Here is an 18,163-nt window from a genome sequence, read left to right as displayed (position 1 = left end):
TGCCGCCCTCCGGGAAGCGATGGCAAATTCCCGAGAGCGGGCAGGGATGGGACAATGGCGGCCATGACTGCCGCCCCTGACACCCTCACCATCACCCGCCCCGACGACTGGCACCTGCATGTGCGCGACGGCGAGCCCCTGCACACCGTGGTGCCGCACACCGCCGCCCAGTTCGGCCGCGCGATCATCATGCCCAACCTGCGCCCGCCCGTGACCACGGCCGCGCAGGCGCTCGATTACCAGCAGCGCATCCTGGCGGCCGTGCCCGTCGGTGTGCAGTTCGAGCCGCTGATGACGCTGTACCTCACCGACAACCTGCCGCCCGAAGAGATCGTGCGTGCCAAGGCGGCGGGCGTGGTGGCCTGCAAGCTCTACCCCGCAGGCGCCACCACCAACAGCGACGCGGGCGTGACCGACCTGCGCAAGACCTACAAGACGCTCGAAGCCATGCAGAAGGCCGGCATGCTGCTTCTGGTGCATGGCGAAGTCACCAGCAGCGACATCGACCTCTTCGACCGCGAGGCCGTGTTCATCGAGCAGCAGCTCATACCGCTGCGCCGCGATTTCCCCGAACTCAAGATCGTCTTCGAGCACATCACCACCAAGGATGCCGCAGACTACGTGGCAGGCGCCGACCGCTTCACCGCCGCCACCATCACGGCGCACCACCTGCTCTACAACCGCAACGCCATCTTCACCGGCGGCATCCGTCCGCACTACTACTGCCTGCCCGTGCTCAAGCGCGAAACCCACCGCGTGGCCCTGGTGCAGGCCGCCACCAGCGGCAGCAGCAAGTTCTTTCTGGGTACCGACAGCGCACCGCATCCCGCGCACCTCAAGGAACACGCCACCGGTTGCGCCGGCTGCTACACCGCGCATGCTGCCATCGAGATGTATGCCGAGGCCTTCGACAACGCCGGAGCGCTGGAGCGGCTCGAAGGCTTTGCCAGCTTCCACGGCCCCGACTTCTACAACCTGCCGCGCAACACCGGCTCCATCACCCTGCGCCGCGAGTCGTGGACGCCGCCTGACAGCTTTGCGTTTGGCGAAGCCGAGCTCAAGCCTTTGCGCGCGGGTGAAGCGCTGCCGTGGCGACTGGTGTAGCCGCCACGGATTGGGGCGCCGCCTGGTTTGCGCCCTGGCGGGACAGGGGAGAACCGGTGGCGCAGCAGATTGTGCGGGGCGATACCGTGCACACTGCGCTCCAGGCGGCGCTGGATGCGGGCAGGTCGCCAATGCGTTTTGTCCCGCAGTCCGAACTGCCCGAAGGCACCGCCTACGAGCAGTACATCTGGGACACCCGCCACGTGCCCACGCGCGACAACCTGCATGACTTCTTCAACGGCTTGGTGTGGCTGCAGTTTCCGCAGGCCAAGCAGCGGCTGAACCAGTTGCAGGCCCAGGTCATCGCGGCCGATGGCGTGCAGGCGGTGCGGGGGGCGCTGCGGGATGCGCTCACGGTGTTCGATGAAAACGGTGCCGTGCTCGACGCTCCGGCGCCGCTGTGGCAGGCGCTGAATGCGCGCGATTGGCGGCGGCTATTCGTGGAACTGCGCCCGTTGTGGCGCGAGGCCCGGCTGGTATTGTTCGGCCACGCGCTGCTGGAAAAACTGGTTTATCCGCGAAAACCCATCACAGCGCATGTCTATCAAGCGCAGGCAGCGATGGATTCAGCGGCATCTCTCGATGCCTGGCTGGCACAGCAGCTGCAGCCCGAGCACCTGGTGGCCAAGCCTTTTGTGCCATTGCCCGTGCTGGGGATACCGGGCTGGTGGCCCGGGAACGAGAACTTTTCCTTCTATGATGATTCCCTCGTATTCCGCAGCGCGCCCCGCAAAAACAACCACACCATGGGATCTGCAGCGCTGTGACACCGGCTTGAAGGAGCGCGCAGCCACCCCCATGTGTGCCGTTCCAGTCCCCCGCACCTCTGTGGAGAACCCATGAAACGTATTATTTTGTTCCTCTTGACCAACGTGGCCGTGGTGGCCGTGCTGGGCATTGTTGCCAGCCTGCTGGGCGTCAACCGCTACCTCACGGCCAACGGCCTGAACCTGGGCGCGTTGCTCGGTTTTGCCTTTGTGATGGGCTTCGGCGGCGCCATCATCTCGCTGCTGATCAGCAAGCCCATGGCCAAGTGGAGCGCGGGTGTCCAGATCATCGAGCAGCCGCGCAACGCCGACGAGGCCTGGATCGTCGAGACCGTGCGCAAGTTCGCCGACAAGGCCGGCATCGGCATGCCCGAGGTCGGCATCTTCGAGGGCGATCCCAACGCCTTTGCCACGGGTGCGTTCAAGAATTCGGCCCTGGTGGCCGTGTCCACGGGCCTGCTGCAGGGCATGACGCGCGAGGAAGTCGAGGCCGTGATCGGCCACGAAGTGGCCCACATTGCCAACGGCGACATGGTCACCATGACGCTGATCCAGGGCGTGATGAACACCTTCGTGGTGTTCCTGTCGCGCGTGATCGGCTACGCGGTGGACAGCTTCCTCAACAAGAACAACGAGAACCGCTCGGGCCCCGGCATCGGCTACATGGTCACCACCGTGGTGCTCGACATCGTGCTGGGCTTCGTGGCGGCCATCATCGTGGCCTGGTTCTCGCGCCAGCGCGAGTTCCGCGCTGACGCGGGCGCCACCCAGCTCATGGGCCGCCGCCAGCCCATGATCAACGCCCTGGCCCGCCTGGGCGGCATGCACCCGGCCGAGCTGCCGAAAAGCATGGCGGCCATGGGCATTGCCGGTGGCATCGGCAAGCTTTTCAGCACCCACCCACCGATCGAAGAGCGCATTGCTGCGCTGCAGAACAGCCAATCCAACGGCTGATTGCGGCCGCTTCCTTCCCGAACCGCCAGTGGGCCCAGGCCCCTGGCGGTTTTTTCATTGCGGCGCGTATCAGCCCAAGCCCAGCAGGCTGCGGGCCACGGCCTCGCCCACCTTGATGCCGTCCACGCCCGCCGAAAGAATGCCCCCGGCGTAGCCCGCCCCTTCGCCGGCCGGGTACAGGCCGGGGGTGTTGGGGCTTTGCAGGTGGTCGCCGCGGTCGATGCGCAGCGGCGCCGACGTGCGTGTTTCCACACCGGTGAGCACGGCGTCGTGCATGTCAAAGCCCTTGATCTTGCGGCCGAACACCGGCAGGGCCTCGCGCAGGGCAGTGATGGCATAGCCGGGCAGGGCGGCGTGCAGATCGCCCAGCGCCACGCCGGGCTTGTACGAGGGCTCCACGCTGCCCAGATCCTTGGAGGGCCGGCCGGCGATGAAATCGCCTACCAGCTGGCCGGGCGCGCTGTAATTGCTGCCGCCCAGCACATAGGCGCCCGATTCCAGCTGGCGCTGCAGCACGATGCCCGCCAGCGGATGGTGCCGGTCGGCGGCCAGGGCCTCGACCCCGTGGGTGGCGCCCAGCGCGGCCGCGTAGGCATCGGGGTCGCGCGGATAGTCGTGCGGGTCGATGCCCACCACCATGCCGGCATTGGCATTGCGCTCGTTGCGCGAGTACTGGCTCATGCCGTTGGTGACCACGCGGCCCGGCTCGCTGGTGGCGGCCACCACGGTGCCGCCGGGGCACATGCAGAAGCTGTACACCGCGCGGCCGTTGGCGGCGTGGTGCACCAGCTTGTAGTCGGCCGCGCCCAGCAGCGGGTGGCCCGCGTGGCGGCCCCAGCGGGCACGGTCGATCACGCCCTGCGGGTGCTCGATGCGAAAGCCGATGGAAAACGGTTTGGCCTCCATCTGCACACCCCGCTCGTACAGCATGGCAAAGGTGTCGCGTGAACTGTGGCCCAGCGCCATCACCACATGGGAGGCAGCGAGCTCGGTGGTCGCGCCCGTCGCCTGGTTCAGCACCCTCAGGCCGCGCACATGGCGGCCTTGCGGGCCGCTATCCACGATCAGGTCGGTCACGCGCTGTTCAAAGCGGATCTCGCCGCCCAGCGCAATGATCTGCTCGCGCAGGCTCTCCACTACCTTCACCAGCTTGAAGGTGCCGATGTGCGGGTGCGCCACGTACAGAATTTCCTCGGGGGCGCCGGCCTTGACGAATTCGGCCATCACCTTGCGGCCCAGGTGGCGCGGGTCCTTGATCTGGCTGTAGAGCTTGCCGTCGCTGAAGGTGCCCGCGCCGCCTTCGCCGAACTGCACATTGCTCTCGGGATTCAGCTCGCGCTTGCGCCACAGGCCCCAGGTGTCCTGGGTGCGCTCGCGCACGTTCTTGCCGCGTTCCAGCACGATGGGCCTGAAACCCATCTGCGCCAGCACCAGCGCCGCAAAGATGCCACAGGGGCCAAAGCCCACCACCACGGGGCGCAGGGGCAGGTCGGCAGGTGCCTGGCCCACGGGGCGCCAGGCCATGTCGGGCGTGGGCTGGATGTGCGGGTTGCCCGCGCATCGTTCGAGCAGGGCGGCTTCCTGCGCGGGATCGGCCAGTGCGATGTCGACGATGTACACCGCCAGCAGATCGGCCTTGCGCGCATCGAAACTGCGCTTGAAGACCTGCAGCTGGGCGATGTCGGCATCTGCCAGACCCAGGATGCGGGTGGTGGCGGCGCGCAGGGGCGCCTCGGCGGCTTCGGCCACTGTGAAGGGCAGCCGGATTTCAGAAAGGCGGATCATGGTCTTGCGGGCCCGTGGTTATCGGGCGAGGGGCAATGCGGGAGAGGCCGATTTTACCGGCCGTGCCGCAGAACTTTCTACCGGTACACCAGCACCGGAATCTTCGAATGCGCCAGCACCTTCTGCGTCTCGCTGCCCAGCAACAGGGCGCTGACGCCCGAGCGGCCGTGCGATGCCATGAAGATCAGGTCGCAGCCATGTTCGTCGGCCGCCGCGATGATGAGCTCATACGGCTTGCTGCCCACCCGCACCACGCGCTGGCAGCTGGCGCCGGCCGCAAGCACCTGCTTTTCTGCCGCATCGAGGATTTCGGTGCTGGCCTGCTGCAGGCGGGTCTGGATGTCCTGGGTGAGGTGCGCATGGCTCACCGCGCCCATCCCGGCATAGGCCGCAGGGGCCTCGGGCTGCACATAGATCAGCGTGATGCGGGCGCCGGTTTCGTGGGCATACGAGGCCGCCCGCGCCACGTTGCGCAGCGACAGTTCCGAGCCGTCGGTGGGAACCAGAATGTGTTGGAACACGGGTTTTCCTTTCAATGGTCAAGGCTCAGTGCCCACCGGCGCCGGGCTCGATGACGCGCGTGGGCTTGGGGGCGATCCAGATGATGCAGGCGGCGAAGACGAACATCACCGCAATGCCGGTCATGACCTGGTTGGTGGACAACATGCCGCTTTGCGACACGACCAGGTAGTCCAGCACCTGTGTGGCGGTGTCCTGGGGGGCGCCCGATTGGGTCAGCTGCTGAAATACGCTGCCATCGCGGTCGGCCAGGCCTACCAGCTCGGCGTGGTTGCGCGTGGTCTGGTTGGCCCATACGGTGGTCACCACCGAGGTGGCAAACGCGCCCGACAGCGTGCGCAAAAAGTTCATCAGGCCGGCGGCCGAATCCATCTCGCGCTCGTCCACGCTGCCCAGGGCGATGCCGGTGGTGGGGATGAAGAAGAACGGCAGCGCAAAGCCCATCACCGCCAGCGGAATGGCGATGTCCCAGAACGCCATGTCGCTGTTGGCCACCGTGCGCCACAGGGTGACGCCGCCCATCCAGAGCACGCCCATGAACACCAGCAGGCGCGGGTCGCGCTTGCTGTTGGCGACGAGGGGCGCCACCAGCAGCGCCGTGACGCCCGTCCAGGCCGTGGCCAGGCCCGCCGTGGTGGCGGTGTAGCCCATGAAGCTTTGCAGCCACAGGGGGGTGAGCACGCTCACGCCAAAGAAGGCGGCATAGGCCACGCTCACCGTGATCACGGCGGCGTTGAAGCCGCGGTGGCGGAACACGCGCAGGTCCACCACCGGGTGCTTTTCGTGCAGCTCCCAGATCAGGAAGGCGGCAAAGCCCACCACGGCGATGATGGTCAGCGCCACGATCTCGCTGGAGGCGAACCAGTCGAGGTTCTTGCCCTCGTCCAGCACCAGCTGCAGCGCCACCACCCACACCAGCAGCAGCACCAGGCCGACCTTGTCGAAGGGGTTGCGCACGGGGGCGTCCTGGTAGTGCTTGAGCAGCTTCCAGGCACCGATGCCAAAGCCGATGGCGATCGGGGCGTTGATCAGAAACACCCAGTTCCAGCGGTAGTCGTCCACCAGCCAGCCGCCCAGGATGGGGCCCACCACGGGCGCCACCAGCGTGGTCATCGACCACACGCCAATGGCCACGCCGGCCTTGTACTTGGGGAAGATGCGCAGCATCAGCGTTTGCGACAGCGGCATCAGCGGCCCGCCGCTCAGACCCTGGAACACGCGCATCACCACCAGCATGCCGATCGAGGTGGACAGGCCGCACAGGATGGAGAAGATGCCGAACAGGATCATCGACACCACGAACACGCGCACGGCGCCAAAGCGTGCCGCGAACCAGCCGGTCAGCGGCACGGTGATGGCTTCGCCGACGGCGAAGGAGGTGATGACCCAGGTGCCCTGGCTGGCCGCTGCGCCCAGGGCGCCGGCAATGTTGGGCACGGCCACGTTGGCGATGGTCATGTTGAGCACCGCGATGAAGTTGGCCGCAGCCAGCATCATGGCGGCCACAAACAGCATGGGGCCGCTGAGCGGCGCCACGCTGTCGCTGGCAGCAGGCGCGCCGGGCGCCGTGGTCGCTTGACTCATGGGGGTGGCCTTTAGTTGGCGGCCGTGCGCTGGGTTTCAGCAGCGGCCGTGGCTTGTTGCTCGCCGGTGCGGGTGTCGATGGTGGCTTTCATCGACAGGCCCACTTTCAGCGGGTTGGCCTGCAACTCCGCTGCATCGAGCTTGACGCGCACGGGCAGGCGCTGCACCACCTTGATCCAGTTGCCGGTGGCGTTCTGCGCCGGAATGGCGGCAAAGGCCGCGCCCGAACCGCCCGAGAAGCCTTCGACCACACCGTGGTAGGTCACGCCCTTGCCGTAGATGTCGGCATGCAGGGTGACGCTCTGGCCCACGCGCACTTTTTCCAGCTGCACTTCCTTGAAGTTGGCATCGACATAGATCTCGTTGACGGGCACCACGGCCATCAGCGGCATGCCGGGCTGCACGCGCTGGCCCAGCTGCACCCTGCGCTGGGCCACCACGCCATCGAGCGGTGCGCGGATCACGGTGCGCGCCAGGTCCACCTGGGCCTGCTCCAGGCGGGCGCGGGCGGCGACCACTTCGGGGTTGGTGTCCACCGTGCTGTGGCTGATGAGGGCGGCATTGGCCTCCTTGGCGGCCACGGCCGAGCGCTGGTTGGCAGTGACCTGGGCGGCGGCGGCCTTGGCGGCGGCCAGCTGCGCGGTGGCGGCGTCAAAACCGTTCTTGGCGCGCGTCAGCTCGTCGCCCGACACCGAGCCCGAGGCCACCAGCGCCTGGCGGCGCTGCAGGTCCACCTTGGCGCGCTCGAAGTCGGCCTGCGCGGCCGCCAGCTGGGCGCTGGCGCGCTGGGCATCGGCCTCGCGGGCGTTGATCTGCGCGCTGAGGTTGCTGTCGGTGGCCATCAGGCTTTTCACGCGGCGCGTGGCGCGGTCGAGTTCGGCGCTGGCCTGGGCCACGGCCAGCTTGGCGTCGGTGGGGTCGATGACCAGCAGCACATCGCCCTGCTGGACGGCCTCGGTGTCGCTCACCTTCACTTCCAGCACGGTGCCGCCCACAGCGGGCGTGATCTGCGCCACTTCCGCGGCGGCATAGGCGTTGTCGGTGGAGACGAAATGCGAGGCGTGCAGCTTCCAGTAGGCGCTGCTACCCACGGCGGCCATCGCCACCATGCCGCCCAGCAGGGCCAGGCGGGCGTTGCGGCGTTTTTTCAGCGGGATGTCGGCGGCGGAGCGGGTGGTGTTGTCAGGCATGAGAATTCCTTGTGCGTTGTATTTCTGCGGGATGGGCGGGGCTTAACGGGAGGCGCTGGCCAGGGTGCTGGCGGGGGCCGACTGGTAGCCGCCACCCAGGGCGCGCTGCAGGCCGATGTCCAGCGTGAGGGAAGCCGAGCGCAGGTTGGTCTGGGCGCTCAGGGCGCCCAGCAGGCCGTCTTCTGCCGTGAGCACTTCGAGGTAGGTGGCCAGGCCGCCCTCGTAGCGGTTGCTGGCCACGCGGTGCGCCTCGGTGGCGGCTTCCACGGCCTCTTGCGCCTTGTGCAGGCGCTGGCCCAGGGCCTTCTGGCTGACCGCGTTGTCGGCCACGTCCTGCAGGGCGCGCGCCACGGTGGCGTTGTAGTTGGCCACGGCCTCGGCATAACCCGCGTGCGCGCCGCGCAGCTCGCCCTGCAGGCGGCCACCGCTGAAGATCGGCAGCGAAATCGCCGGGCCGAAGCTGGCCATGCCCGAGCCGCTCCTGGCCAGCATGTCCAGGCCGAGCGACTGCACGCCGATCAGTGCCGACAGGTTCACGTTGGGGTAGAACTCGGCCTTCTTTTGGTCGATGCGGCTGGCCAGCGCCTCGGTGCGCAGGCGCGCGGCCACCACGTCGGGGCGGCGGCCCAGCAGGTCGGCCGACAGCTCGGCGGGCAGGCCGAAGGCGCGGTCCAGCACCAGGGTGGGCCGCTGCAGCGCCAGGCCCCGGTCGGGGCCCGCGCCCAGCAGGGCGGCCAGGCGGTTGCGCTGCAGCGCGATCTGCTCGTCGATGGCCAGCAGCTCGCCCTCGCTCGCGGCGCGGCGGGCATCGGCATTGCGCAGGCCGCCGCGGGTTTCCAGGCCGTTGTCAAAGCGCTGGGCAAACAGGCTGGAGGTCGTCTTGCGAATCTCCACCGCCCGGGCGGCGGTATCGCGGTGGGCGTACAGGCGGCTCAGTTCGGCGTAGTTGGCGGCCACGCTGGCCGACAGCCACAGGCGCGCCTGGGCCAGCTCGGCGCGGCTGGCCTCCACGTCCGAGGTGGCGGCGGCCAGCGCGGCGCGGTTCTTGCCCCAGAAATCGAGCTCCCAGCGCACATCCAGCGTGGCGCGGCCGTAGTCGTTCAGGCCCTCGGTAGCGGGCGAGCGGGGAATCAGGTGGTTGTAGCTGAGCTTGTCGCCCGTGACGGACGCATTGGCGCTGACCTGCGGCTGGTTTGCCGAGCCCGTGATCTGCATCACGGCGTCGGCCCGCTGCAGGCGCGCGGCGGCGGCGGCCAGGTCGGGCGCGTCGGCCAGGGCTTCATCGATCAGCGCGTTGAGCTGGGCGTCGCCATAAGCCGACCACCACTGCGTGTCGGGCCATTGCGCCGCGGGCGCCTGCAGCGAGGCCGCGGCCTGGTAAGCCGTGGCGGCCTTGGGCTCAGGCTTGGCGCCCAGGTCGGGCAGCTGGGCACAGCCAGCCAGAAACAGGGCGGCGCCCAGGGCCGTGAGGGGCGAGACCAGCCGGCGCACGGTGGGCGAGGGCGGCGTACTGTGGTGAAACATCCATACTCCGTTAATTGAACTGATCGGTTTAGTTTAGATTTATTTTTTGACTGAATCAAGATAAACTGAACTGATTGGTTCAAAAATAAAGAGATTGACATGCGCGCAAAAACCGAGACAAGACGCCAGGCGATCCTGGACACCGCCGCCGAGGTTTTCCAGGAAATGGGCTTCGAGCGCACCACCATGGCCGCCATCTGCGAGCGCCTGGGTTACTCCAAGGCCACGCTGTACAACTACTTTGGGTCCAAGGAAGAGCTGTTCTCGGCCGTGGTGTTTGGCGCCACCGAGGCAGAATTCCAGGCCACCCTGGCCGCCCTGGATGCCACCGTGGCCGACATGACCGAGGCGCTGCAAAAGTTTGGCCGGGGGCTGCTCACGCTGCTGTATTCGCCCCAGGTGCAGGCGGTGCGCCGCCTGATCGTGGCCGAGGCCGGGCGCTCGGCGCTGGGCCGGCAGTGCTACGAACTCGGCCCCGTGCGCAGCGAGGCGGTGACGGCCGCGTTTTTGCAGCAGGCCATGGACGCGGGCCAGCTGCGCCAGGCCGACGCGCGCATTGCCGCCTTGCACCTGCGCGGCCTGCTCGAGGCCGAATGGCTGGACCGCTTTCTGTTCCAGACCCTGGAGCCGATTTCCGCCGCAGAAATCGACGCCACGGTGCAGCGCGCGGTGGCCGCGTTCATGGCGGCCTATGGACCGTTGTGGGCGTAAAAAAAAGGAGCTGAAAGCTCCTTTTTATGGCGGATGGCACTTTTATCAAGAGCCTATTTACGATCTCCCAGGGGTCGCGCAGCGGTCTTTGCGCGATGGGATGCAAGGCGCGGTGCGCAGTGGATAGCCCGGCTATCCACAAGCGCCGCAACGCCGCAGACCGCCCGCAAAGACCGCTGCCCCAAGGGTTGGAGCGAAATCGGGCGATTGCACGCCCCGGCTGCTGGCATGGGCACCAGCCCATGCGGCGCATCCGAAGCATCCACTCATCCCGATGGCGCTCCAACGCGATCCCCTGCGAGATCGTAAACAGGCTCTCGGCGCCAGAGTCCTCTTTTGCTTCAAGCTGGCAAGAAGCCTTCCACCGACAGGTAGCGCTCGCCCGTGTCGTAGTTGAAGCCCAGCACCCGGCTGCCGGCGGGCAGTTCGGGCAGCTTTTGCGCAATGGCAGCCAGCGTCGCGCCGCTGGAGATGCCCACCAGCATGCCTTCCTCGCGGGCGCAGCGGCGCGCGTATTCGCGGGCTGGTTCGGCATCGACCTGGATCACGCCGTCGAGCAGGCTGGTGTCCAGGTTCTTGGGGATGAACCCTGCGCCGATGCCCTGGATGGGGTGGGGCGAGGGCTGACCGCCGCTGATGACGGGCGACTGCGTGGGCTCCACTGCGAACACCTTGAGCTGGGGAAACTTGGCTTTCAGCACGCGCGCCACGCCGGTGAGGTGACCGCCTGTGCCCACACCGGTGATGAGCGCATCCAGCCCTTCGGGGAAGTCGGCCAGGATCTCCTGCGCCGTGGTGCGCACATGCACCTCGATGTTGGCCGGGTTCTCGAACTGCTGCGGGATCCAGGCGCCGGGCGTCTGTTGGCGCAGTTCTTCGGCGCGGGCGATGGCGCCCTTCATGCCCTTTTCGCGCGGCGTCAGGTCAAAGCTGGCGCCATAGGCCAGCATCAGGCGGCGGCGCTCGATGCTCATGCTGTCGGGCATCACCAGAATCAGCTTGTAGCCCTTGACGGCCGCCACCATGGCCAGGCCCACGCCGGTGTTGCCACTGGTGGGCTCGATGATGGTGCCGCCGGGCTTCAGCGCCCCCGACTTCTCCGCGTCTTCCACCATGGCCAGCGCGATGCGATCCTTGATGGAGCCGCCAGGGTTGCTGCGCTCGGACTTGATCCACACGTTGGCGCCTGCGCCAAACAGGCGGTGGATGCGTACATGCGGGGTGTTGCCAATGGCTTGCAGGATGTTGTCGGTTTTCATGGGAGGTCTCCTGGGAAAAGAGGGGTTGCCCATGCATTCTGGCCCAGTTCATCGTGGGTGTGCAGCATATGGATATGCCGATCGGGGCGATAATCACCCCCGTGAAGCGCGCCAGACCGCCGCTGGTGCAATCTGGGAAACCAGGCACTGGAGGAACGTCCGGACTGCACAGGACAGCGTAGCAGCTAACGGCTGCCCACCGTGAGGTGAGGATCAGAGCAACAGAGACGAGTCCGGGTGGAAACTACCTGCCACGGAGTGTTCTGTGAGGCGCCAGCGCAAGCTGGCGAGAGGACAGCGAGAGCTGTCCGAACCCGGCGAAAGCCGGGTCCGAACAGCCACCCCGAGCGGGCAAGCCCGCTCGGGGTGAAACGGGCAATCTCTACGCGCAGCAATACCAAGTAGGCCAGCGTTGATGTGGTTCCGCAGAGCTGGCGGGTAGGTAGCATCGAGCCGTGGTGGCGACACCCGGCCCAGAGTAATGGCGGTCACGCTGCGGGTCTTCGCAAGAGGGCCGGCAGTGCACAGAATCCGGCTTATCGGCGCGCTTCACACATTGATAAAAATAGCTGCCAGCGCTTGATTGGAAAGCGCTGGCAGCTATCATTTTTTGATGTCTCTCTCCGGGCGGTGCGCCGCCGCGTCGTGGGTTAGAACCGTTCCCACGGCTGCAGGTAGCGCCACTGCCCCTCGGGCACCTTGGCCAGCGGCACGCGGCCGATGCGGATGCGCTTCAAGCCCACCACCGCCAGGCCCACGGCCGCGCACATCGCCGGGATCTGCCCGGGGCGGATGCCCTTGAGCGCAAAGCGCAACTTGGTTTCGCTTTGCCAGCTCACCTTGATGGGCGGCAGCGGGCGGCCGTTGAACGTGAGGCCGTGGCACAGGCGCTGCAGGCCATTGGTGGCGATCTCGCCTTTCACCTCGACGATGCATTCCTGCTCCAGCACCTCGATGTCTTCCGCCAGCTTGCGCGCGATGCGCTTGTCCTGTGTATAGACCACCAGGCCGCTGGCTTCGGTGGGCAGCGGCGTGAAGCATTCGAGCTGCCGGAAATGGCGCTGCAGCACGCGGATGCCCGAGGCGTCCTCGGGCAGGTGCGAGGCCGCCCCGAGCAGCGTGGCGGCCTGTGGCGCGCCCTGGCGGCGGCTGGTGTGGGCGGCTGGCCCGGCCGGAAGTCCCAGGCCCGCTTCAAACCCCGCCGGCTTGTGCAGCAGCAGCGTCACCGGGGTCAGCTCCAGCAGGCTGGCGTCTGGCGCCACCACCACGGCCTGGTCGGGGCGCACGCGGGCACCAGGGGCTTCCACCACCTGGCCGTCCACGCGCACAAAGCCGCCCTCGATGAACTGCTCGGCCGTGCTGCGCGAGCAGTTCAGTTGTTCGGCCACGCGTTTGGCCAGGCGGATGTGGCTGGGGTCGGGGTTTCTATCGGTCATTGAATGAATGGCGCGAGGTGTTCTTGTGGTTCAGTTGTTGCCTGGGTGCAGTGACCGGATGCGTTCCACATGCGCCAGCAGCGAGCGCTGGGCCACGGGCCACAGGCGCGGCGGCACGTCGTCGTAGGCGTGCTGCACCCATTCTTCCATGCTGCCATCGGGCAGCGCCTGCATGGCGGCCAGCACCTTGGCCTCGCGCGCCAGGCGGTGGGCCTTGAGCCGGGCAATCGCGCTGCGCGCCCCATGGATCGGGCCACCCAGCACGTAGCCGTGGGCGGGCAGGATGAATTCCACGCCGTGTTCGGCGCACGCCGCATCCAGCCGGTCGAGCGAGTCGAGGTAGTCGGCCATGTTGCCGTCGGGCGGATCGATCACCGTGGTGCTGCCGTTGAGGATGTGGTCGCCGCTGAACAGCAGGCCGTCTTCCTGCAGCAGCAGGCACAGGTGGTTGGCGGCATGGCCGGGGGTATGGATGACCTGCAGTGTGTGGGTTGTTTTTCCCTCTGGCGTCTGTCCGGTCAGCGCGAGCAGCTCATTGTTTTGTAGCGAACGATCGGGCGTGAACTGGCTGGCGGCACGGGCCGTGGGCGCCGATGGCAGGCCCAGGATGGGCGGCCTGGCCTGGCCCGCCTGCACGCACAGCGCCTGCAGCGGAGCGGCGCCGGGCGAGTGGTCGGCATGCGAGTGGGTGCACACGATCATGCGGATATCGCCCCCGGCGGCGCGCCAGAGCTTGTCCAGGTGCTCGGCATCGGCCGGGCCGGGGTCGATGGCGATGAAGCCCGTGGCCGGGTCGCCCACCAGGTAGCTGTTGGTGCCGGGGCCGGTCATCACGCCGGGGTTGGGGGCCGTGAGGCGCATCACGTTGCGCAGCAGCGGCACGGGGCGCTCGGCCTGCCAGTCGAGCGGGTGCACGATCTGCCCGTCGGGGCAGACCAGGGCCAGTTCGCCAAACGGCGCTTCGTCTTCCATGTAGCGCGCTTCCTTGCCCGCCAGGATGCCGGCGCGCGGGCAGCTCACCCACAGCGGCTGCTCGTGTGCCACGGCGTCGAGCACCGCCTGGGTGTTGGCGAACTGGGCCAGCCGCTGCAGCGTGCGGATGGTCGGGAAGATCATGAAGAACTGCCCGGCCTCGTGCCGCGCCAGGGCATCGGCAGGGCGCACCCACACGGGCTCGAACTGCTCGGTCTCGTCGGCCACGGGCTCCTGGCCTTCGGGCATGCGGGCCACGAGAAACGGCACGTCAAAGCGCCGGGGCAGGTCGCGGTCGCCGGTCCAGTGGGCCAGCAGGTACACGCTGTCGGCCGCCAGGCGCAGGCCGCGGGCCTGGCACTGCGCGGCAAAGGGCTGGTGGCGGTCGATGGCGGCGATGTCGTGGGCATCGGCCATCCAACCTTTGCGGGGGCCATCGGCATGGCGCGCGAGCAGCACACCCAGCTCTTCAAAGCTTTCGCGGATGGCCGCAATGGCCTGCGTGAGGTGTGGGTCGTCTTGCGCGGGGCGGCGGTCGGCAGCACCGTGCGATTGCGCGTCGAGTGCATCGATACCCCCGCCCGGAAACACATAGGCGCCAGGCGCAAAGCTGGCCGTGCCCGAGCGCCGGGTCATGAGGATTTCGAGCCCGCCGTTGTCCGGTGCATCGCGCAGCAACAGCACGGTGGCAGCAGGGCGGGTGGCAGCGGGTTCGCGGTGGGGATGCAGTTGTTGGGTGGTGCGGGGCATGCTTGAATTATGGGCAGGGCGCGGGTTGCTTTTCGGCCGTACATATCCCCGGATGGCGCCGACTCGAAAAAAGCTTGCCAATCGGGCCATGGGGGAAGGGAGTGTCGGGGATTTTGTGGGTGAATTGAGTCCACCGACGATAATCCGGCCCATGAAGATTCGCTTCACCAAAATGCAGGGCGCGGGCAACGATTTCGTGGTGCTCGACGAAACGCGGGGCCGCCTGGGGTTGACGCCGGCGCACTACCGCTGGCTGGCCGACCGCCACTTTGGCGTGGGTGCCGACCAGATCCTCACCGTGCGGCCCTCGCCGGGCGAGGGCATCGATTTCGAATACGTGATCCACAATGCCGACGGCGGCGAAGTGGAGCAGTGCGGCAACGGTGCGCGCTGCTTTGCGCGTTATGTGCGCGACAAGGGCCTGACCACGCAGGACACCATCCGCGTGCAGACGCTGGCCGGCGTGATTGCCCCCCGGCTCAATCCGGATGGCCGCGTGACGGTGGACATGGGGCGCCCGGTGTTTGACGCGGCGCTGGTGCCCTTTGACGCGTCCGGCCTCACGCCCGTGGCCCAGGGTTTGGGTCAAAGATGGCCTCTGGTGCTCTCTGGGTCTGCGCAAGATGCTTCTGTCCTGGTAGCGGTGGTGTCCATGGGCAACCCGCACGCCGTGCAACTGGTGGAGGATGTGGACGCCGCGCCCGTGGCCGAGACCGGCCCGCTGATCGAATCGCACCCGCGCTTTCCCCGGCGGGTGAACGCGGGCTACCTGCAGATCGTGGACCGCGGCCATGTGCGCCTGCGCGTGTTCGAGCGCGGCGCGGGCGAAACCCTGGCCTGCGGCACCGGCGCCTGCGCCGCCGTGGCAGCGGGCATCCGGCTGGGGCTGCTCGACGCCCAGGTGGATGTGCAGACCCGCGGCGGCCTGCTCACCATTGCCTGGAGCGGCCAGGAGGCCGACTCCGTTTTCATGACCGGCCCGGCCACCTCAGTTTTTGACGGCCAGATAGAACTCCCTGACACGCCATGACCACCAGCGCCCACATTCCTCCGATCACCGAAGACGACATCGCCCAGTTCCTCACCCAGACACCCGGTTTTTTCGAGCGCCATGCCGAGGTGCTGGCCAGCGTGCAGATCACCAGCCCGCATGGCACCCGCGCCGTGAGCCTGCAAGAGCGCCAGGCCGAGATGCTGCGCGAGAAGATCAAGGGCCTGGAGCAGCGCATCATGGAAATGGTGCGCCACAGCCATGAGAACGCCGCCATCTCCGCCAAGGTGGACCACTGGACCAGCGCCCTGCTGCAGGTGCGCGACCCCATGGACCTGCCCCAGGCCGTGGTGGACGGGCTGCGCACGCTGTTCGATGTGCCGCAGGCTGCCGTGCGCGTGTGGGGTGTGGCGGGGCCTTATATCGACGCCGACTTCACCCAGGGCGCGAGCGAGGACGCCCAGGCCTTCGCCTCCTCGCTGACCATGCCGTTCTGCGGCCCCAACCTGGGGTTCGAGCCCGCCGCCTGGCTGGCCAGCGAGGCGGGCGAGGCACCCCAGTCCCTGGCGCTGCTGCCGCTGCGCGAAGGCGCCATCGACAGCGCAACGCCGGCATTCGGCCTGCTGGTGCTGGGCTCGCACGACCCGCAGCGCTTTGACGCCACCCTGGGCACCGAATTCCTGGCGCGCATGGCCGAACTGGCCAGCGCGGCGCTGATGCGCTTGAGATGAGTCACCCCCCTGAGGCGCTGCGCGCCTTCCCCCCGCTCTCGCTGCGCTGCGCTGCGCGGGCAGGGGGACGACGCCCTCGCTGCGGGGCGGCCCTTGCTCGGCGTCCCGCGCCTGGGCAGCGCCAGTGGCGGCGGCCTGGCCTTGCCGCATGTGCCGACTGCCCGGCAGCAATCCTCACTGGCGGTTGAATCCATGTCCGATGCGAAGGCCACACGGCTGTCCAGCGATCCGCAAGTCCTTCGCTATTTGGAACATGTGCGGGTCGAAAAGCGGCTGGCCGCGCGCACGCTCACGCTCTACACCCTGGACCTGGAAAAGCTGGCGCAGCTGGCGGCGGGCGTGAACCGGCCCCTGCTGCAACTCGAGAGCGCGCACATCCGCCGTTTTGTGGCCCAGATGCACAGTGCGGGGCGCAGCGGGCGGGGCATTGCGCTCATCCTGTCGGGCTGGCGCGGTTTTTTCACCTGGGCCGGGCGGCAGGGCCTGATGGGGCACAACCCCGTGCAGGACGTGCGCGCACCCAAGGCCCCCAAACCCTTGCCCAAGGCGCTGGGCGTGGACGACGCCGTGCGCCTGGCCGAGTTCGACCATGCGGGCGCCGACCCCTGGCTGGAGGCGCGCGACGCGGCCATGGTCGAGCTGCTGTATGGCTGCGGCCTGCGCGTGGGCGAGCTGGTGGGGCTGGATGCCGTGCCCGGCCCCGACACGCAGCGCCAGGGCCGTGGCTGGATCGACCTGCAGGCCGGCGAGGCCCATGTGTTCGGCAAGGGCAGCAAGCGCCGCAGCGTGCCCGTGGGCGCTGCCGCCGTGGCCGCACTGCAGGCCTGGCTGGCGCTGCGCGCCGGGCCGTTGGGTGGCGAGGGCTCGGCGCGGCTCGATGCGGCGCTGTTCGTGGGCCAGCGCGGAGCGCGGCTCACGGCCCAGTCGGTCTGGCTGCGCCTGCGCCTGCGCAGCCAGCAGGCGGGGCTGACCACGCCGGTGCACCCGCACATGCTGCGCCATTCGTTTGCCAGCCACCTGCTGCAAAGCAGCGGCGACCTGCGCGCCGTGCAGGAGCTGCTGGGCCACGCCAACATCACCACCACGCAGGTCTATACGCGGCTGGATTTCCAGCACCTGGCCAAGGTGTACGACGCGGCGCACCCGCGCGCACGGCGCAAGTAGCGCCCTAAGCCGCTACGGCCGGCTCATCAACCCGCCGTCCATGCCGCGGCCATGCGCGCAAGCGAGGGTGCATGAGTGCTTGTTTTTGATAGCTGTTTTCGCAATATCCATGAGCACTATCGTTGGCTTTATTAAAAATTTCACTGGGCGAGTGCACAGGCGCAGGGCTGGCTAATCGCCGGGCTTTCGCGGTGTCCGCGTGGCCTGGGGTGTGGCCGTTCGGACGTGCGTGCCGTGCACATGGCCCGCATGCGGGCGGCCCGGTCGGCTGGCGATGTCGGTCAACCCATTGAGGATGCCGCAGTGGGCGGCATCCTGGGCCTCGTGGCACTGCTCGCGCAGGTTCTTGAGCTGCTTTTCGAGCTGGCGCAGTTCGCGGATGCGCGCCGCGACGTGGCCGATGTGCGCGTCCAGCAGGGCGTTGACATCGCCGCAGCTGCGCGTGGGCGCGTCCTTGAAGCGCAGCAGGGTGCGGATTTCGTCCAGCGTCATGTCCAGGCCCCGGCAGTGCCGTATGAACGACAGGCGCGTGGCCTGGGCTTCGTCGTAGATGCGGTAGTTGCTCCCGGTGCGGGCGGCCTCGGGCAACAGGCCTTCGCGTTCGTAATACCGGATAGTCTCGACCGGGGTGTGGGCCAGGGTGGCCAGCTCGCCGATTTTCATGGGGTGCGCTGCTCGTGGGGTGTGTGGCCATGGTACGCCGTGTGCGTGCTTGACTCTGA

16 protein-coding genes and 1 other RNA gene are annotated in these 18,163 nt (G+C 67.9%); 8 read left to right on the top strand and 9 right to left on the bottom strand.

Annotation, left to right across the window (positions count from 1 at the left end):
- The first annotated feature begins 63 nt into the window (after nucleotides 1-63).
- The 3 genes from pyrC (at nucleotide 64) to htpX (ending at nucleotide 2,825) form a co-directional block, all read left to right on the top strand.
- On the top strand, nucleotides 64-1,104 hold the full coding sequence (gene pyrC / locus K225_RS0112095) for a dihydroorotase (protein ID WP_026436663.1): 1,041 nt from the start codon (nucleotides 64-66) through the stop codon (nucleotides 1,102-1,104).
- Entirely contained in the window at nucleotides 1,089-1,871 is a 783-nt protein-coding gene (locus tag K225_RS0112090) for a DUF3025 domain-containing protein (RefSeq protein ID WP_026436662.1), read from the top strand. Before pyrC ends, K225_RS0112090 begins: the two co-directional genes overlap by 16 nt.
- Nucleotides 1,872-1,943: 72 nt before the next feature.
- A complete protein-coding gene (htpX, locus tag K225_RS0112085; protein WP_026436661.1) occupies nucleotides 1,944-2,825 on the top strand; it encodes a protease HtpX in 882 nt (293 codons plus the stop codon).
- Between the two features lie 69 nt (nucleotides 2,826-2,894).
- Here the strand turns inward: htpX and K225_RS0112080 are convergent, their stop codons facing one another.
- The 5 genes from K225_RS0112080 to K225_RS0112060 all read right to left on the bottom strand — a co-directional run bounded on the left by K225_RS0112080 (nucleotide 2,895) and on the right by K225_RS0112060 (nucleotide 9,427).
- Nucleotides 2,895-4,610: an NAD(P)/FAD-dependent oxidoreductase gene (locus K225_RS0112080; RefSeq protein ID WP_026436660.1), complete on the bottom strand. Its 1,716-nt coding sequence runs from the start codon at nucleotides 4,608-4,610 to the stop codon at nucleotides 2,895-2,897.
- A 77-nt stretch (nucleotides 4,611-4,687) separates the two neighbouring features.
- Nucleotides 4,688-5,131, bottom strand: coding sequence for a universal stress protein (locus K225_RS0112075; RefSeq protein ID WP_026436659.1), 444 nt, complete (start codon nucleotides 5,129-5,131; stop codon nucleotides 4,688-4,690).
- A gap of 25 nt (nucleotides 5,132-5,156) precedes the next feature.
- Nucleotides 5,157-6,713: a DHA2 family efflux MFS transporter permease subunit gene (locus K225_RS0112070; protein WP_051248904.1), complete on the bottom strand. Its 1,557-nt coding sequence runs from the start codon at nucleotides 6,711-6,713 to the stop codon at nucleotides 5,157-5,159.
- Between the two features lie 11 nt (nucleotides 6,714-6,724).
- Entirely contained in the window at nucleotides 6,725-7,903 is a 1,179-nt protein-coding gene (locus K225_RS0112065; protein WP_026436657.1) for an HlyD family secretion protein, read from the bottom strand.
- A 42-nt stretch (nucleotides 7,904-7,945) separates the two neighbouring features.
- Nucleotides 7,946-9,427 (bottom strand): efflux transporter outer membrane subunit, encoded by a 1,482-nt coding sequence (locus K225_RS0112060; protein ID WP_026436656.1) that lies wholly within the window; start codon nucleotides 9,425-9,427, stop codon nucleotides 7,946-7,948.
- A gap of 99 nt (nucleotides 9,428-9,526) precedes the next feature.
- Here K225_RS0112060 and K225_RS0112055 point away from each other — a divergent pair, with 99 nt between their 5' ends.
- Nucleotides 9,527-10,138: a TetR/AcrR family transcriptional regulator gene (locus K225_RS0112055; RefSeq protein ID WP_026436655.1), complete on the top strand. Its 612-nt coding sequence runs from the start codon at nucleotides 9,527-9,529 to the stop codon at nucleotides 10,136-10,138.
- Between the two features lie 341 nt (nucleotides 10,139-10,479).
- Here the strand turns inward: K225_RS0112055 and cysK are convergent, their stop codons facing one another.
- Nucleotides 10,480-11,397: a cysteine synthase A gene (cysK, locus tag K225_RS0112050; RefSeq protein ID WP_026436654.1), complete on the bottom strand. Its 918-nt coding sequence runs from the start codon at nucleotides 11,395-11,397 to the stop codon at nucleotides 10,480-10,482.
- Nucleotides 11,398-11,500: 103 nt separating this feature from the next.
- Between cysK and rnpB the strand changes: the two genes are divergently transcribed.
- Nucleotides 11,501-11,952: RNase P RNA component class A (rnpB, locus tag K225_RS21470), an RNA gene on the top strand.
- A gap of 95 nt (nucleotides 11,953-12,047) precedes the next feature.
- Here the strand turns inward: rnpB and K225_RS0112045 are convergent.
- Entirely contained in the window at nucleotides 12,048-12,833 is a 786-nt protein-coding gene (locus K225_RS0112045; protein ID WP_026436653.1) for an rRNA pseudouridine synthase, read from the bottom strand.
- Nucleotides 12,834-12,863: 30 nt separating this feature from the next.
- On the bottom strand, nucleotides 12,864-14,555 hold the full coding sequence (locus tag K225_RS0112040) for an MBL fold metallo-hydrolase (protein WP_026436652.1): 1,692 nt from the start codon (nucleotides 14,553-14,555) through the stop codon (nucleotides 12,864-12,866).
- A 151-nt stretch (nucleotides 14,556-14,706) separates the two neighbouring features.
- Here K225_RS0112040 and dapF point away from each other — a divergent pair, with 151 nt between their 5' ends.
- The 3 genes from dapF (at nucleotide 14,707) to K225_RS0112025 (ending at nucleotide 17,441) form a co-directional block, all read left to right on the top strand.
- Complete coding sequence (gene dapF, locus K225_RS0112035) at nucleotides 14,707-15,585, top strand: diaminopimelate epimerase (protein WP_026436651.1); 879 nt, start codon at nucleotides 14,707-14,709, stop codon at nucleotides 15,583-15,585.
- Nucleotides 15,582-16,277 carry a DUF484 family protein gene (locus tag K225_RS0112030; RefSeq protein WP_026436650.1) on the top strand — a complete coding sequence of 232 codons (696 nt, stop codon included), beginning with the start codon at nucleotides 15,582-15,584 and terminating at the stop codon, nucleotides 16,275-16,277. The genes dapF and K225_RS0112030 overlap by 4 nt, the downstream gene beginning before the upstream one ends.
- 192 nt (nucleotides 16,278-16,469) lie before the next feature.
- Entirely contained in the window at nucleotides 16,470-17,441 is a 972-nt protein-coding gene (locus K225_RS0112025; RefSeq protein ID WP_026436649.1) for a tyrosine-type recombinase/integrase, read from the top strand.
- Between the two features lie 171 nt (nucleotides 17,442-17,612).
- Here the strand turns inward: K225_RS0112025 and cadR are convergent, their stop codons facing one another.
- Nucleotides 17,613-18,104 (bottom strand): Cd(II)/Pb(II)-responsive transcriptional regulator, encoded by a 492-nt coding sequence (gene cadR / locus K225_RS0112020; RefSeq protein WP_026436648.1) that lies wholly within the window; start codon nucleotides 18,102-18,104, stop codon nucleotides 17,613-17,615.
- Nucleotides 18,105-18,163: the final 59 nt, after the last annotated feature.

The organism is Acidovorax sp. JHL-9, assembly GCF_000426205.1.
GTDB classification, from domain to species: Bacteria; Pseudomonadota; Gammaproteobacteria; order Burkholderiales; family Burkholderiaceae_C; genus Acidovorax; species Acidovorax soli.
Note: the sequence above shows the minus strand (reverse complement) of the source record. Positions and strands in the feature narration are given on the sequence as shown.